This window comes from Streptomyces pseudoechinosporeus (assembly GCF_054783935.1).
In genome coordinates this window covers 12,101-27,584 of record NZ_BAAGPS010000024.1, presented here as the reverse complement: position 1 = coordinate 27,584, position 15,484 = coordinate 12,101, and the positions used below count along the sequence as shown (strand labels likewise).

At 70.2% G+C, this 15,484-nt stretch carries 12 protein-coding genes; 7 read left to right on the top strand and 5 right to left on the bottom strand.

The window, feature by feature from the left end; genetic code table 11:
• Position 1: 1 nt before the first annotated feature.
• Genes ACYVO6_RS25535 through ACYVO6_RS25520 form a run of 4 tightly spaced genes read right to left on the bottom strand, consistent with a single transcriptional unit; the run spans position 2 to position 3,920 of the window.
• A complete protein-coding gene (locus ACYVO6_RS25535; protein ID WP_461064943.1) occupies positions 2 to 904 on the bottom strand; it encodes a sugar phosphate isomerase/epimerase family protein in 903 nt (300 codons plus the stop codon).
• Positions 901 to 1,812, bottom strand: coding sequence for an ATP-binding cassette domain-containing protein (locus ACYVO6_RS25530; protein WP_461064941.1), 912 nt, complete (start codon positions 1,810 to 1,812; stop codon positions 901 to 903). Before ACYVO6_RS25530 ends, ACYVO6_RS25535 begins: the two co-directional genes overlap by 4 nt.
• A 9-nt stretch (positions 1,813 to 1,821) precedes the next feature.
• Positions 1,822 to 2,901, bottom strand: coding sequence for an ABC transporter permease (locus ACYVO6_RS25525; RefSeq protein ID WP_461065463.1), 1,080 nt, complete (start codon positions 2,899 to 2,901; stop codon positions 1,822 to 1,824).
• A complete protein-coding gene (locus tag ACYVO6_RS25520; protein ID WP_461064939.1) occupies positions 2,901 to 3,920 on the bottom strand; it encodes a sugar ABC transporter substrate-binding protein in 1,020 nt (339 codons plus the stop codon). Before ACYVO6_RS25520 ends, ACYVO6_RS25525 begins: the two co-directional genes overlap by 1 nt.
• Positions 3,921 to 4,208: 288 nt before the next feature.
• On the opposite strand from ACYVO6_RS25520, the gene iolC reads away from it, so the two are divergent.
• The 7 genes from iolC (at position 4,209) to ACYVO6_RS25485 (ending at position 13,849) form a co-directional block, all read left to right on the top strand.
• Positions 4,209 to 5,159 (top strand): 5-dehydro-2-deoxygluconokinase, encoded by a 951-nt coding sequence (iolC, locus tag ACYVO6_RS25515; RefSeq protein ID WP_461064937.1) that lies wholly within the window; start codon positions 4,209 to 4,211, stop codon positions 5,157 to 5,159.
• 30 nt (positions 5,160 to 5,189) lie between these two features.
• Positions 5,190 to 6,068: a Cgl0159 family (beta/alpha)8-fold protein gene (locus ACYVO6_RS25510; RefSeq protein ID WP_461064935.1), complete on the top strand. Its 879-nt coding sequence runs from the start codon at positions 5,190 to 5,192 to the stop codon at positions 6,066 to 6,068.
• Positions 6,069 to 6,117: 49 nt separating this feature from the next.
• Complete coding sequence (gene iolB, locus ACYVO6_RS25505) at positions 6,118 to 7,002, top strand: 5-deoxy-glucuronate isomerase (RefSeq protein ID WP_461064933.1); 885 nt, start codon at positions 6,118 to 6,120, stop codon at positions 7,000 to 7,002.
• Between the two features lie 7 nt (positions 7,003 to 7,009).
• On the top strand, positions 7,010 to 8,881 hold the full coding sequence (gene iolD, locus ACYVO6_RS25500; RefSeq protein WP_461064931.1) for a 3D-(3,5/4)-trihydroxycyclohexane-1,2-dione acylhydrolase (decyclizing): 1,872 nt from the start codon (positions 7,010 to 7,012) through the stop codon (positions 8,879 to 8,881).
• Positions 8,882 to 8,924: 43 nt separating this feature from the next.
• Complete coding sequence (locus ACYVO6_RS25495; protein ID WP_461064929.1) at positions 8,925 to 10,421, top strand: CoA-acylating methylmalonate-semialdehyde dehydrogenase; 1,497 nt, start codon at positions 8,925 to 8,927, stop codon at positions 10,419 to 10,421.
• Positions 10,422 to 10,459: 38 nt separating this feature from the next.
• Positions 10,460 to 11,245, top strand: coding sequence for a GntR family transcriptional regulator (locus ACYVO6_RS25490; RefSeq protein ID WP_461064927.1), 786 nt, complete (start codon positions 10,460 to 10,462; stop codon positions 11,243 to 11,245).
• 135 nt (positions 11,246 to 11,380) lie between these two features.
• Positions 11,381 to 13,849: a SpoIIE family protein phosphatase gene (locus ACYVO6_RS25485; RefSeq protein ID WP_461064925.1), complete on the top strand. Its 2,469-nt coding sequence runs from the start codon at positions 11,381 to 11,383 to the stop codon at positions 13,847 to 13,849.
• Between the two features lie 61 nt (positions 13,850 to 13,910).
• Here ACYVO6_RS25485 and ACYVO6_RS25480 read toward each other — a convergent pair whose 3' ends face one another.
• A complete protein-coding gene (locus tag ACYVO6_RS25480; RefSeq protein ID WP_461064923.1) occupies positions 13,911 to 15,146 on the bottom strand; it encodes a hypothetical protein in 1,236 nt (411 codons plus the stop codon).
• Between the last annotated feature and the right edge of the window lie 338 nt (positions 15,147 to 15,484).

Below are 15,484 nucleotides of genomic sequence, written 5' to 3'. Positions count from 1 at the left end.
CTCAGGCGCCGCAGGAGCGGAGGAACTTCCGCGTGCGGGTGGCGATGGGCAGCGGCTTGTCCGGCTCGCACGGGTACATGTCCTGCTCGACGATCGCGAACAGCTCCACACCGAGGTTCTGCGCGGCGACCAGCACCGGCTCCAACTCCGGTACGCCGGACGGGGGTTCGCACATCACCCCGCGCTGCACCGCGGGGCCGAACGGGACCTCGTTCTTGATGACGTCGGCGAGGATCTCCGGGTCGACCTGCTTGAGGTGGAGGTAGCCGATGCGCTCGCCGTACGTCTCGATCAGCTTGACGTTGTCGCCTCCGCAGTAGGCGTAGTGGCCGGTGTCCAGGCAGAGGTTGACCAGCGCGCTGTCGGTGGAGTCGAGGAAGCGCTCGACGTGTTCCTCGGTGTCGATATGGGTGTCGGCGTGCGGGTGCACGACGATGTCGAGACCGAAGCGCTCCTTCACCTCGTGCCCGAGCCGCTCCATGCCCTTGGTGAGATTCGCCCACTGACGGACGGTCAGCTCGGACGGCTCGATCAGCTCGGCGGTCTTGTCGTCCCGCCAGAAGGACGGGATGACCACCAGGTGTTTCGCGCCCATGGCCCGGGTCAGTTCGGCGACCTGGCTGACGTGCTCCCAGGTGGAGTCCCAGACGTCGGGGCCGCGGTGCAACGCGGTGAAGACCGTGCCGGCCGACACCTTGAGGTCGCGCTTGTTCACCTCGTCGGTGAGCTGTGCCGGGTCGGTCGGCAGATAGCCGTACGGGCCGAGCTCGATCCAGGAGTAACCGGCCTCGGAGACCTCGTCCAGGAAGCGTTCCCAGGGAACCTGCAGGGGATCGTCGGGGAACCACACGCCCCATGAGTCGGGGGCCGAACCGACGCGGATGCGGTCAAGGGCGTTGGTCACGATGCGGTCCCTTCGGACGTCACTACGGGGGCCTTGAGATCCTGCTCCTCGGGGAGCTCTTCCACGTCGACGCCGCGGACTTCCGCCAACTCGTGCTTGAGCGCGGCCAGTTCGGCACCGCCCGCCATGTGGTTGGTGAGCTCTTCCAAGCTGACCTGGCTGCGGTCGGCGGACAGCTCCATGGTGCCCAGGCGCAGCACGCTGAAGTTGTCGCCCACCATGTAGGCGTGGTGCGGGTTGTGGGTGATGAAGATGACGCCGAGTCCGCGGTCGCGGGCGGCGGCGATGTACTTCAGCACCACGCCGGACTGCTTGACGCCGAGCGCGGCGGTCGGCTCGTCCAGGATGAGCACCCGGGCGCCGAAGTAGACGGCGCGGGCGATGGCCACGGACTGGCGCTGGCCGCCGGAGAGCGTGCCGATGGGCTGGTCCAGGTCGTCCAGGACGATGCCCATGGCGCGCAGTTCGTCGTCCGCGGTCTTCTTCATCCGGGCGATGTCGAGGCGGCGGACCGGCCAGGGGCCGCTGGTCATCTCGGAGCCGAGGAAGAAGTTCCGCCACACCGGCATCAGCGGGACGACGGCGAGGTCCTGGTAGACGGTGGCGATACCGCGGTCCAGTGCCTCGCGCGGGGTGGAGAAGCGCACCGGTTCGCCGTCGACGAGGAACTCGCCCTCGGTGTGCTGGTGCAGCCCGGAGATGATTTTGATCAGCGTGGACTTGCCGGCGCCGTTGTCGCCGAGGACGCAGGTCACCCTGCCGGGGTGCACGGAGAGGGTCACACCGTGCAGGGCGCGGATGTTGCCGTAGGACTTGCCCGCGCCGCGCAGTTCGACGATCGGCTTCTCGTCCTTCGGGACGGCGTCCTTGACGAGGGCCCCGTTGGCCGTGGATCCGTTGCTTGTCATGGGATCAGATCACCTCCGGGTGGCCGCGTTGCGGACCCACAGATTGACGAGGGTGGCGCCGAGCAGCATCACGCCCAGGAAGGCCATGAACCAGTCGGGGTTCCAGCCGGCGTACACGATGCCCTGCTGCACCATGCCGAACATGAAGGCACCGAAGACCGGGCCGATCGCGGAGCCGTAGCCGCCGGTCAGCAGACAGCCGCCGATCACCGCCGCGGCGATGTAGATCAGCTCCTGGCCGACGCCCTCGCCGGACTGCACAGTGTTGAAGGAGAACAGCTGGTGCATACCGACGAACCAGGCACCGAAGCCCACGCCCATGAACAGCGCGATCTTGGTGAAGGTCACCGGCACGCCGACCGCGCGGGCGCTGAACTTGTTGCCGCCGACCGCGAAGGTCCAGTTGCCGAACTTGGTGCGCAGCAGCAGCCAGGTGGCGATCGCCGCGAAGGCCAGCCAGTAGAAGACGGTTATCTTCACCCCCACGCCACCGATGGTGAACGTCGAGGCGAAGACCGCCTTGGCCTGGTCGAAGCCGTCCATGTCGCTGATGTCGTTGGTCGCGACGTTGCCGGTGACCAGCTTGGTGACCGCCAGGTTGACGCCCTGCAGGATCAGGAAGGTGCCCAAGGTGATCAGGAAGCTCGGCAGTCCGGTTTTCACCAGCAACCAGCCGTTGAACGCGCCGATCGCCAGGGACACGATGAGGGCGACGATGACGCCCACCCAGACGTTCATCGTGAGTTGGTAACTGACCATGCTCGCGGTGAGCGCCGAGGTGAGCACGGCGACACCGGCCGACAGGTCGAACTCGCCGCCGATCATCAACAGGGCGACCGGCAGGGCCATCAGGCCGATGGTCGACGACTGATAAAGGATCGTGGCCATGGAGCCGGCCTCACGGACCGGCGGCGCCGCGATCAGGAAGAAGACGAACACCGCGACGGCCCCGAGGAAGACGCCGACTTCGGGCCGGGCGAGCAGCCGCAGCCACATGGGGCGCTGCGAGGTCCGGCCGTCGGTTTCCTTCTTCGGGCCGGAGGCCGGCGGTGCGGACACCGCCGGCGCAGCCTGCTGGGTCATGGGAATCACCGAGTACCCTTCGCGGCGAACTTCGCTATGGACTCGACGTTGGACTTGTCCACGAAGGCCGGGCCGGTGAGGACCGGAGCCTCGCCGCCGCCGCTGTAGTTGCCGTTGTTCTTGTAGAGCCAGAGAGTGTCGACCGCGAGGTAGCCCTGCAGGTAGGGCTGCTGGTCGACGGCGAACTCGATGTCGCCCTTCTCGATGGCGCCGGTCAGGTCCTTGTTGAGGTCGAAGGTGGCGACCTTGGCCTCGCTGCCCGCCTCGGCCACCGACTGCACGGCCGTCAGCGCGTACGGGGCGCCGAGGGTGACCACTTCGTCGATGGAGGTGTCCTGCTTGAGCTTGGCGGTGATGGTCGACTTCACGGACGGCATGTCGGTGCCGTTGACGTAGAGGTTCTCCGTCTTGCCCTTGAAGGTCTTCTTCACGCCCGCGCAGCGCGCCTCGAGCCCGACGTGGCCCTGTTCCTGAACCACGCAGACGGTGTTCTTGGCGCCGGACTCGTTGAGCCGGTTGCCGAGTGCCTCGCCGGCGATGCCCTCGTCCTGGCCGAAGTAGGACAGGAGGCCCATGTCCTTCCAGTTGTCCACACCGGAGTTGAAGCCGACCACCGGGATGCCCGCCTTCTCCGCCTTGGCCACCACATCCTTCATGGCGTCCGGCTTGGCCAGGGTGACCGCGATGCCGTCGACCTTCTGGTCGATCGCGTTCTGCACCAGGTTCGCCTGGTTGGCGGCGTTGGGGTCGTTGGAGTAGATGAGCTTGACGTTGTCCTTGTCGGCGGCGGCCTGGGCGCCCTTGCGGATCAGGTCCCAGAAGGTGTCGCCCGGCGCTGCGTGCGTGACCATCGCGACGGTCATGCGGGGCGTGCTGGCCTTGCCCGCGGCGATGTTCTCGCCGCTCTCCTCGGATTCCTTGCCTCCGGAGCTGCTGGAGCAGCCGGTGGCGATCAGTGCTGTCGTGGCGGCTGCGGCCACGAGTACGGGGAGTCTGCGGGAGCGGGGGCGAGACGTACGGTCCATCTTTCCGGCACCTCACTGTGCTGCGGGGAAATAGGGAGCGGGCGTGGAGGCGGGCCGGGCAGACGCCCGCACCCTGGGAGCCCGTGCGAAGAACATACGCCGGGCCACATGCCGAGGAACTTTCGGCTGCACTTGTTGGGACGGGATGTAAGCCCCTGATGAGGCGCCGTGTCAATACTTTGTTAAGACATCATTTCACGAGCACGTGAGAATGTCAGTACAAACTATTGACAGGGTCCCGTCCGGCGACTTACACCTGAGGGCATCCACCCGAACGAGGAGCGACGCATGACCGAGTCCTTCGACCTGATCACCATGGGCCGTATCGGCGTCGACCTCTATCCCCTCCAGACCGGCGTCCCCCTCACGGACGTCGACACCTTCGGGAAGTTCCTCGGCGGCTCCGCGGCGAACGTCGCGGTGGCCGCCGCGCGCCTGGGCCGGAGAACCGCGATCATCACCCGCACCGGGAAGGACCCCTTCGGGGCGTATCTGCACCAGGCGCTGGGGGAGTTCGGGGTCGACGACCGCTGGGTCACCCCGGTCGACGCCTATCCGACGCCCATCACTTTTTGCGAGATCTTTCCCCCCGACGACTTCCCGCTGTACTTCTACCGGCAGCCCAAGGCGCCGGACCTGGAGATCCGCACCGAGGAGCTCGACTTCTTCGCCATCCGCTCGGCCAAGATCTTCTGGATCACCGGGACGGGCCTGAGTGAGGAGCCCAGCCGCTCGGCCACCCTCGCCGCCCTCAAGGCGCGCGACAAGGCGGGCACCACCGTCTTCGACCTCGACTGGCGCCCCATGTTCTGGAAGAACCCGGCCGAGGCCCGCCCGTACTACGCCGAGGCCCTGCGCCACGTCACGGTCGCCGTCGGCAACCTCGACGAGTGCGAGGTCGCGACCGGCGTACGCGAACCGCACGCCTGCGCCGAGGCCCTGCTCGAGGCGGGCGTGGAACTCGCGGTGGTCAAGCAGGGACCCAAGGGCGTCCTCGCCGTCCACCGCGACGGTACGACCGCCGAGGTGCCGCCGGTGCCTGTAGAGGTGGTCAACGGACTCGGCGCGGGCGACGCCTTCGGCGGTTCGCTCTGCCACGGGCTGCTCGCCGGCTGGGAGCTGGAGAAGACCATGCGGTACGCCAACGCGGCCGGAGCCATCGTCGCCTCCCGCCTCGCTTGCTCCTCCGCGATGCCGACCGCCACCGAGGTCGAGGAACTCGTCTCTTCCCGAGGCTGACCCCGACGCCCCCCTGAACGGAGCCAACCCTTGAGCCTCACCATCCCCGACCTCGTCGGAGTGCGCGCCCGGCACCCGGAGGCCATCGCCGAAGCCGCCGCCCGCCGAAGCCGCCGCCCGCTCCTCGGCGACAGCGGACGCCTCATGATCGTGGCCGCCGACCATCCGGCACGCGGCGCCCTCGGTGTCGGCGACCGCCGCCTGGCCATGGCCAACCGCGCCGATCTGCTGGAGCGGCTGTGCATCGCGCTGTCCCGGCCCGGCGTGGACGGGGTGCTCGCCACCGCCGACATCCTGGAGGACCTGCTGCTCCTCGGCGCCCTGGAGAACAAGGTCGTCATGGGCTCCATGAACCGCGGCGGGCTCGCCGGAGCGTCCTTCGAGATGGACGACCGCTTCACCGGACACCGCCCCGAGGACATCGCCCGGCTGAACTTCGACGCGGGCAAGCTGCTGCTGCGCATCGACTACGACGACCCCGGCTCGCTGGCCACCCTGGAGTCCACCGCCCGCGCCATAGACGCCATGGCCGAGCGTCAACTCCCCTTGTTCGTCGAGCCGTTCATCTCCCGCCGGATCGAGGGGGCAGTACGCAACGACCTGTCCGCCGAGGCCGTCACCCGCTCCATAGCGATCGCCTCGGGCCTCGGCGGCACCTCCGCCTACACCTGGCTGAAGCTGCCGGTCACCAGCGACCCGGACGACATGGCCGCCGCTCTGGAGACCTCGACCCTGCCCGCCGTACTGCTGGGCGGCGAGGTCGGCAAGGACCAGGAGGGCGCGTACGAGAGGTGGCGCAAGGCGCTGCGGCTGCCCACTGTGCAGGGCATGGTCGTCGGCCGCTCCCTGCTCTACCCCGCCGAGGGCAGCGTCGAGACCGCCGTGGACACGGCGGTCGGGCTGCTGTGAGCCAGGCCCCAAGGAACCACGCGATGACCGGACCAGGAGGAGCCGACCGATGACCAAGCACCACCTGCCCCTGGGGAAGGCCACGAGCGAGCAGTACGCCGTCGACGTCACCCCCGAGAGCGCCGGCTGGGGCTACTCCAGCCTGCGGGTGCTCGAGCTGCCGCCCGGCGGCACGCACCACTTCACGGCCGGGGACAGCGAGTGGATCGTGCTGTCGCTCAGCGGCGGCTGCACCGTCGCCGTCACCGACGACTTCGGCCGTGACACCCACGAACTGCACGGCCGCGAGAGCGTGTTCAGTGGCCCCAGCGACTTCGTGTACGTTCCGCGCGACGCGACCGCGAGCCTCACCTCTCAGGCGGGCGGGCGCTTCGCGCTCACCGGCGCCCGCTGCACCCGCCGCCTGCCGGCCCGCTACGAGCCCGCCTCCTCCGTCCCCGTCGAACTGCGAGGCAGCGGCAACTGCTCGCGCAAGGTCCACAACTTCGGCGCGGCCGGGGTCTTCGAGTGCGACAAGCTCATCGCCGTCGAGGTGATCACCCCCGGCGGCAACTGGTCCTCGTACCCGCCGCACAAGCACGATGTGAACCGCCCCGGCGAGGAGTCCGAGCTGGAGGAGATCTACTACTTCGAGTTCGCGGACCACGAGGGCACGCCCGGCCTCGGCTATCAGCGCGTCTCGCCGTCCGGTCACGGCCACGGCACGGACGTACTGGCGGAGGTGCGCGGCGGCGATGTCGTACTGATCCCGGACGGCTGGCACGGTCCCTCCATGGCCGTACCAGGCCACGACATGTACTACCTCAACGTCATGGCGGGCCCCGGCGCCGAGCGCGCCTGGCTGATCTGCGACCACCCCGACCACGCCTGGATCCGCGACACCTGGCCGAGCCAGCCCGTCGACCCCAGACTCACCAGCACTCAGTCCCAGTGAGGTATCGATGAGCTCCACCCGCCGCCTGACGGTCGCCCAGGCACTCGTGTGCTTCCTCGCCGCGCAGTACACCGAACGCGACGGCGCCCGGCACCGGCTGATCGCCGGCACCTGGGGGATCTTCGGGCACGGCAACGTCGCCGGGATCGGCCAGGCGCTGCTGGAGGCCCAAGAGGAGACCATGCCGTTCCACCAGGGCCGCAACGAGCAGTCCATGGTGCACGCCGCGGTCGGCTACGCCCGCCAGCTCAACCGGCTCTCCACGCAGGCCGTCACCACCTCCATCGGCCCCGGCGCCACGAACCTGGTCACCGGCGCCGCCCTCGCCACCGTCAACCGGCTCCCGGTCCTGCTGCTGCCCGGCGACTACTTCGCCACCCGCACCGCCGACCCGCTGCTCCAGCAGCTCGAACACCCCGTCTCGGCGGATGTGTCCGTCAACGACACGCTGCGGCCGGTCTCCCGCTACTTCGACCGGATCAACCGCCCCGAGGCACTGATCCCCTCCGCCCTGAACGCCATGCGGGTACTCGCCGACCCCGTCGAGACCGGCGCCGTCACCCTCGCCCTGCCGCAGGACGTCCAGGCGGAGGCGTACGAATGGCCCGAGGAGTTCTTCGCCGACCGCGTCTGGCAGGTGCGCCGCCCCGCGCCCGAACCGGCCGAACTCGCCGAGGCCGTCCATGCGATCCGGGCCGCCGAACGGCCGTTGATCGTCGCGGGCGGCGGCGTCCATCACAGCGAGGCCGAGGACGCGCTGAAGGCACTGGTGGACGCCACCGGCATCCCCGTCGCCTCCACCCAGGCCGGCAAGGGCTCGCTGCGCCACGACCACCCTGCCGACCTCGGAGGCATCGGCCACACGGGCACCGCGGTCTGCGACGACATCGCGCGCACCGCCGACCTGGTCATCGGTGTGGGCACCCGCTACACCGACTTCACCACCGCTTCCGCCACGCTCTTCCAGAACCCGGACGTCCGTTTCCTCAACCTCAACGTCACCGCCTTCGACGCCCACAAGCTCGCCGCCCGCACCCTGGTCGCCGACGCCCGCGCAGGGCTCGACGCACTCACCGAGGCGCTGTCCGGCCACCACGTGGACGTGGCGTACGAGGCCGAGTACCGCGCGGGCAAGGAGCGCTGGGAGCAGGTCGTGGACGCCGTCTACCAGGCGGACGACGAGAACCAGGTCCCCACCCAGACGCAGGTGCTCGGCGCCCTGGACTCCGTGGTCGGCGACGACGACGTGATCATCAACGCGGCCGGCTCGCTCCCCGGCGACCTGCACAAGCTGTGGCGCGCCCGTTCCCCGCGCCAGTACCACCTGGAGTACGGCTACTCCTGCATGGGTTACGAGATCCCGGCGGGCATCGGCGTACAGCAGGCGGCGCCCACAACTCCCGTATGGTCCCTGGTCGGTGACGGCACGTACCTGATGATGCCGACCGAGATCGTCACCGCCGTCCAGGAGGGCCTGCCCGTCAATCTGCTCCTCATCCAGAACCACGGCTACGCCTCCATCGGCGGCCTCTCCGAGGAGACCGGCGGCGAGCGGTTCGGCACCGCCTACCGCTACCGGGCGGCCGACGGCACCTTCAGCGGCGCGCCCCTGCCCGTGGACCTTGCCGCCAACGCGGCCAGCCTCGGCATGGACGTCCTGCGCGCCAAGACCGTGCGCGAACTGCGCGACGCCCTGGCCACCGCCCGCGCCTCGGACCGCCCGACCTGTGTGTACGTCGAGACGGACCCCACGCCCACCGCCCCCGCGGCCCAGGCCTGGTGGGACGTACCGGTCGCCGAGGTCGCCTCCCGCGAGGCCGCGAACCGGGCCCGCGAGACGTACGACCGGCACGTGCAGGGACGCCGCCGGTACCTCTGAAACCCTCGCCCGACCCCCCGCTCACGAAAAGGACCCGCACGCCATGAAGACCCTCACCCACTGGATCGGGGGCAAGCCCGTCGAGGGCACCTCCGGCCGCTTCGGCCCCGTGTACGACCCCGCCACCGGCGCCCAGGACAAGCAGGTCGCGTTCGCCACCACCGACGAGGTGGACGCCGCCGTCGCCTCCGCCAAGGCCGCGTTCGAGAGCTGGGGCGCCGCCTCGCTCGCCAAGCGCACCGCCGTGCTGTTCAAGTACCGCGAGCTGCTCGACGCGCGCCGCGACGAGATCGCCGCGCTGATCACCGCCGAGCACGGCAAGGTGCACTCCGACGCGCTCGGCGAGGTCGCCCGCGGCATGGAGATCGTCGAACTCGCCTGCTCCATCCCGCAGTTGCTCAAGGGCGAGCTGTCCACGCAGGTCTCCACCCGGGTGGACGTGGCGTCCATCCGCCAGCCGCTCGGTGTCGTCGCCGGCATCACGCCGTTCAACTTCCCGGCCATGGTGCCGATGTGGATGTTCCCGGTCGCCATCGCCTGCGGCAACACCTTCGTGCTCAAGCCCAGCGAGAAGGATCCCTCCGCCTCGTACCGGCTGGCGGAACTGGCCTCCGAGGCGGGCCTGCCCGACGGCGTACTGAACGTCGTGCAGGGCGACAAGGTCGCCGTGGACCGCCTCCTCGAGCACCCGGACATCGCTGCCGTCTCCTTCGTCGGCTCCACGCCGATCGCCAAGTACATCCAGATGAAGGGCATCGAGCACGGCAAGCGCGTCCAGGCCCTCGGCGGCGCCAAGAACCACATGCTCGTACTGCCCGACGCCGACCTGGACTTCGCCGCGGACCAGGCCATCAACGCCGCGTACGGCTCGGCCGGCGAGCGCTGCATGGCCGTGTCCGTCGTCGTCGCGGTCGGTGACACCGGCGACGAACTGGTCGGCAAGATCGCCGAGCGGGCCAAGGGACTGAAGATCGGCCCCGGCACCGACCCCGCCTCCGAGATGGGCCCGCTGATCACACGCGAGCACCGCGACAAGGTCGCGTCGTACGTCTCCGGTGCGGCGGCGCAAGGTGCCGAGGTCGTCGTCGACGGCACCGGCTACACGGTCGAGGGCCATGAGGACGGCTTCTTCCTCGGCGTCTCGCTGCTCGACAAGGTGCCGGTGACGGCGGACGCGTACCAGGACGAGATCTTCGGCCCGGTGCTGTGCGTGGTGCGCGCCGACACCTACGACGACGCCATCAAGCTCATCAACAGCTCCCGCTGGGGCAACGGCACCGCGATCTTCACCCGCGACGGCGGCGCCGCCCGCCGCTTCCAGCTCGAGGTCCAGGCGGGCATGGTCGGCGTCAACGTGCCGATCCCGGTGCCCGTCGGCTACCACTCCTTCGGAGGGTGGAAGGACTCCCTCTTCGGCGACCACCACATCTACGGCAACGACGGCATCGCCTTCTACACCCAGGGCAAGGTGATCACCACCCGCTGGCCCGACCCGGCCGACAGCGGGGGCATCAACCTCGGCTTCCCCAGTAACTCCTGACGGCCCTCGAGCATCCGACGTGAAGGGAGGGGGTTCCGGTGGCGAAGAAGGGACGGGCCGCTCGTGCCAGGACCGCCTCCCCGATCGACGGCGTCGAGATCGCGCTGGACCGGGGCAGCCCGATCCCGCTCTACTACCAGTTCGCCCAGCATCTGGAGTCCGCGATCGAGCACGGAACTCTCGCGCCCGGCGATCTGCTGGGCAACGAGATGGAGATCGCCGCGCGGCTCGGCCTGTCCCGGCCCACCGTCCGCCAGGCCATGCAGTCCCTGGTGGACAAGGGCCTGCTGGTGCGCCGCCGCGGCGTCGGCACCCAGGTGGTGCACAGCCAGGTCAAACGCCCCCTGGAGCTGAGCAGCCTCTACGACGACCTGGACTCGGCCGGACAGAGCCCCGCCACCAAGGTCCTGCGCAACGAGGTCCTGCCCGCCTCCGCGGACGTCGCCGCCGCGCTCGGCATCCCCGAAGGCGGCGACGTCACGGTCCTCGAGCGGCTGCGCCTGACCCACGGCGAGCCCGTGGCGTACCTGTGCAACTACCTGCCCGCCGCACTCCTGGACCTCGACACCGCCCGGCTGGAGGCGACCGGCCTCTACCGGATGATGCGGGCCGCCGGGATCACCCTGCACAGCGCCCGCCAGAGCGTCGGCGCCCGCTGCGCCACTGCCGAGGAGGGCGAGCTGCTGGACGATCCGGCGGGCGCCGCGCTGCTCACCATGCGGCGCACGGCGTACGACGACACGGGGCGGCCGGTCGAGTACGGCACCCATGTCTACCGGGCCGCCCGCTACGCCTTCGAGTTCCAGCTCCTCATGCGCGCCTGAGCTGGCGCCTTCCGAGGGCCTGGGTACCCGCGTGGCTGTACGTTGGGGCAGTGTCGGACGTGTGGCGGCAGCCGCACAGGGGCACCGAACGGGAAGTACGCAAGCAGACCACTCTCAGGGACGGAGAGGGTCACTGTGGTGACCAGCGAGGAGAGCGGAGTCACGGACCGGCGGTTCGACGTGGCGGACGCCGCGCCGGTGCTGCTGGACGCGGCCGCGGTGGTGACCGGCTGGAGCGGCGACGCCCAGCGGCTGTACGGATACCCCGCGCCCGAAATCCTCGGCCGCGGCGCCGCCGACCTGCTGATGCCCGAGGACGCCGCGCGCCTTCCGGACCTGATCGAGCGCTGTGAGCGGGGCGGTGGCTGGGCCGGTCCGCTGTCCGTACGCCACCGGGACGGGCACCCGGTCGCCACGATGGTGCGCGTCGTCCCCGCCCTGGCGTCGGGCGGCCCGGCGCGCTGGATGGTGCTGGCCTCCGACATGACCGGCGCCGCGGGCTGGAACATGAGCCGTACGGTCCTGGAGCGGCTGGCCACCCAGTCGCCGATCGGCCTTGCCATCGTGGACACGGATCTGCGGTACGTGTGGTCGAACACGGCCATGCAGCAGTTCGGCGGCGGACCCGCGCACGAACGGCTCGGCAAGCGGCTGGGGGACATCCAGCCCGGCCTGGACGCCGAGGCGCTGGAAGCCGTGATGCGTCAGGTGCTGCACACCGGTGTGCCGATCGTCGACCACGAACACGTGGGCCGAGTACGGTCCGCGCCGCACCGGGAAGCGGCGCACGCGATGTCGTTCACCCGGCTCGAGGACGACCACGGCAACCCGATCGGCGTGTACTACACGGTCGTCGACGTCACCGAGCGCTACCGCGCCCGCAGGCGGCTCACCCTGCTCGACCAGGCCGGCGAGCGCATCGGCCGCACGCTGGACGTGCGGCGCACCGCCCAGGAGCTCGCCGACGTGGCGGTGCCGGGACTGGCCGACTTCGTCGCCGTAGACCTCCTGGAGTCCGTCCTCGAAGGCGGTGAACCGCTGTCCGGTCCGCTGAACGACACGGACAGGGTGTCGCTGCGACGGGCCGCTCACCAGTCGGTGAACAAGGGCGTCCCGGAAGCCGTCGTCGAGATCGGGCAGGCCGCCCGCTACCGGGCCGGGGCACCCCCGATCCGCTGTCTGACCAGCGGCAGATCCTGGCACCAGGAGCGGCTCGACCCGCTGGCCAAGGAATGGGGCCCCGACATACCCGGCGGCAGGGCCGCCTCCTTCCTCGACCTGGGACTGCACAGCGTGATGATCGTGCCGATCCGGGCGCGGGGCACCACGCTGGGGATCACCACGTTCTTCCGGCGGCAGTGGCAGGACCCCTTCGAGGCGGACGATCTGAGCCTGGCCGAGGAGTTCGTCGCCCGCGCGGCCCTGTGCCTCGACAACGCCCGCCGCTATACGCGCGAACGCGACGCCGCTCTCGTACTGCAGCGCAATCTGCTGCCGCGCCGGCTGCCCGAGCAGGACGCCATGGAGGTCGCCGCCCGCTATCGGCCGGCCGACGAGCTGACCGGCCTCGGCGGCGACTGGTACGACGTCATTCCGCTGTCGGGCGCCCGCGTCGCCCTGGTGGTGGGGGAGGTGACGGGAGGCGGCATCGGGGCCGCCGCGGCCATGGGCCGGCTGCGCACCGCCGTCCAGACGCTCGCCGACCTGGACCTGCGTCCCGAAGAGGTGCTGGCGCACCTCGACGACGTGGTCGTCCGGGCCGCGCATGAGGATGACACCGAGCCGGACCCGCGCGGTGGCGGCGTGCAGGCGGTGGGCGCCAGTTGTCTGTACGCGGTCTACGACCCGGTCGCCGGCCAGTGCGCCATCGCCGCCGCCGGTCAGGGCGCGCCCGCGATCGTCGCTCCGGACGGCACCGTCGACTTCCTCGAACTGCCGGCCGGCCCCCTGCTCGGCGTGGCAGGGCCGCCCTTCGAGTCGGTCGAACTGCCGCTCGTGGAGGGCAGCGTGCTCGCCCTCCACACCAACGGTCTGCTCGTCGGTGAAGGGCTCGGCCCGGGCGAGGACACCGCCGCGGGCCGGGAACGGCTGCGCCGGGCGCTGGAGCGAGGGGAGCCCATACTCGACGACCGGTGCCAGGCCGTGGTCGACGCCCTCGTCCCGGCGCGCCCGCCGGACGACGTGGCGCTGCTGATGGCCCGCGCCCGCCTCCTCGACCCGCGGCGGGTCGTGTCCTGGGAGCTGCCCAGCGACCCCGCGATCGTGGCCGACGCCCGCAAGCGGACCGCGCGGTGGCTGACCGAGTGGGATCTGGACGAGCTGACCTTCACCACCGAACTCGTCGTCAGCGAACTGGTCACCAACGCCATCCGGCACGCCTCGGGACCGATCCGGCTGCGCCTGATCCTGACCGGGGCCACCCTGATCTGCGAGGTCTGGGACGCCAGCGCCACCGCCCCGCACCTGCGCCATCCGAAGACGACCGACGAGGGCGGCCGGGGCCTGTTCCTGATCTCCCAGTTCACCCAGCGCTGGGGCTCTCGCCACACCCGGGACGGCAAGATCATCTGGGCCGAGCAGTCCCTCACGGGTCCTGCTGTGTGACACGCCGGGTGGCGGCCGTTGTGCGGGGAAGCCGGCCGCCACCCTCGTCGCGCGGTGGGCGCTAGCAGATGTTCTGACTGCTGTTGACGAGCCGGTTGTTGCGGAACGTGGTGTTCTCGCCGCAGGGGCTTTCCCTGATCGCCGAGTCGGTCACCGTGAGGTTCTGGATGGTGATGTCCCGGTTGTTCGGGAATTCGGAGCGCGCGGCGAGCCGGATCTCCCCGCCGCCGGTGACGCTGCCGCTCTGGGCGGCGACGTTCACGTTGTAGCAGTTCTCGATCAGGACCGAGTTGTTGCCCGTGTTCGAGATGGACACCTTGTCGATGACCGCGCCGCCGCTCTCTGAGACGCAGAAGACGCCGCGCCCGCCGCCGCGCGCGATGACCTCGCCCACCCGGATGTTCGTCGGGTAGCTGCTGCCGACCCGGCCGTTGCGGTTGGCCATCCGGAACGCCGCGTAACCGGTCCCGGCGCCCGCGTTGTCCGCGTCCACCTTGGTGACGGTGGCATTGATGGTCTGGTTCAGCAGCAGACCGGACTCGCCGACATTGCGGGCGGTGACGGTGCCGGCGGTGAAGCCGTCGACGCCGTACGTCTCCACGGCGTGGCTGCTCGCCCCGGACACGTACACGTTGTCGATGCGGACGTTCCTGGTCCACTGGCTGGTGTCGCCGCGGTTGTCGATCCGGACGCCGAGACCGCGCGACAGCCGCATGTCGATCTGGCCGAGGACGACGTTCTGTACGTTGCGCATGAAGATGCCGTACAGCGGGGCGCCGGTGAGGTTGAGGTGCTGGACCTCGATGTCGCGGGCGCCGCGTGCGTAGACGGGGGCCTGGTCGCCGGAGCCCGAGCCGGTGACGTTGATGGTCCCGCAGACGTCGAGCACGGTGTAGCTCGGCAGGGAGACCCGGGACCCGGCACTGATGGAGCCCGAGCCGCGCACGACGACCCGTTCCTTCGAAGTACGGCCCGCCGTAAGGCTGTTGACGGCGGCCTGCATCGCGGCGCGCATATCGGTGCCGGTGTATACGACGCTGCTGCCACGGCGCGCGGTCCAGGTGCTGCCGCTGAGCACGGCCTCCGCCTGGTACGAACCGTCGCCACAGGCCGCCGCCACGGAGGCGGCGGCCGGTTCGGATGCGGCAGCCTCCGTGTCCTGGGCCGCGTCGGCCGGCGCCGTCAGTACGGCCGCTCCGGCGAGCAGCGCGGTGGCGCAGGCGGCAGTGGCGCCGGCCCGCTTCTTGCGAGTACCCAAGGTCCTGCCGATGAGGTGAGGTGCGGCTCTGCGTCCCATCTCGTCCTTCTCCTGTTGTGGGGGTGGACGCGCCGCCCACTGCCCTGTCGTCCGGCCCGCCACCTCCGTCGTCGAAACCGATTCGACTGAATCGATTCACGATCAGGGTGTGCGTGACCTGGAGCGAACTCGGCTCGGGCAGGGGCGGCGCGCTACGGGGGTGCGCCTCAGCAAGCGCTTTCTGGCGCGGCTGGTGAGTGTGGCAACGACCTGACGTGACGTCAAGCCTCCGGCGGTTGAACGAGGGCGCCTACCGGGAGGGTGGGTTCGGTTCATGGGCGAGTGCGGGCCCGTCGTGGCTTGTCGCGCAGTTCCCCGCGCCCCTGAAGGGGCGCGAC

What these genes read in the sequence shown, in the direction of transcription:
- iolC (WP_461064937.1), top strand. Translation starts at nt 4,209, where the DNA reads ATGACCGAGTCCTTCGACCTGATCACCATGGGCCGTATCGGCGTCGAC.
- iolD (WP_461064931.1), top strand. Translation starts at nt 7,010, where the DNA reads ATGAGCTCCACCCGCCGCCTGACGGTCGCCCAGGCACTCGTGTGCTTC.
- ACYVO6_RS25530 (WP_461064941.1), bottom strand. Translation starts at nt 1,812, where the DNA reads ATGACAAGCAACGGATCCACGGCCAACGGGGCCCTCGTCAAGGACGCC.
- ACYVO6_RS25520 (WP_461064939.1), bottom strand. Translation starts at nt 3,920, where the DNA reads ATGGACCGTACGTCTCGCCCCCGCTCCCGCAGACTCCCCGTACTCGTG.
- ACYVO6_RS25480 (WP_461064923.1), bottom strand. Translation starts at nt 15,146, where the DNA reads ATGGGACGCAGAGCCGCACCTCACCTCATCGGCAGGACCTTGGGTACT.
- iolB (WP_461064933.1), top strand. Translation starts at nt 6,118, where the DNA reads ATGACCAAGCACCACCTGCCCCTGGGGAAGGCCACGAGCGAGCAGTAC.
- ACYVO6_RS25495 (WP_461064929.1), top strand. Translation starts at nt 8,925, where the DNA reads ATGAAGACCCTCACCCACTGGATCGGGGGCAAGCCCGTCGAGGGCACC.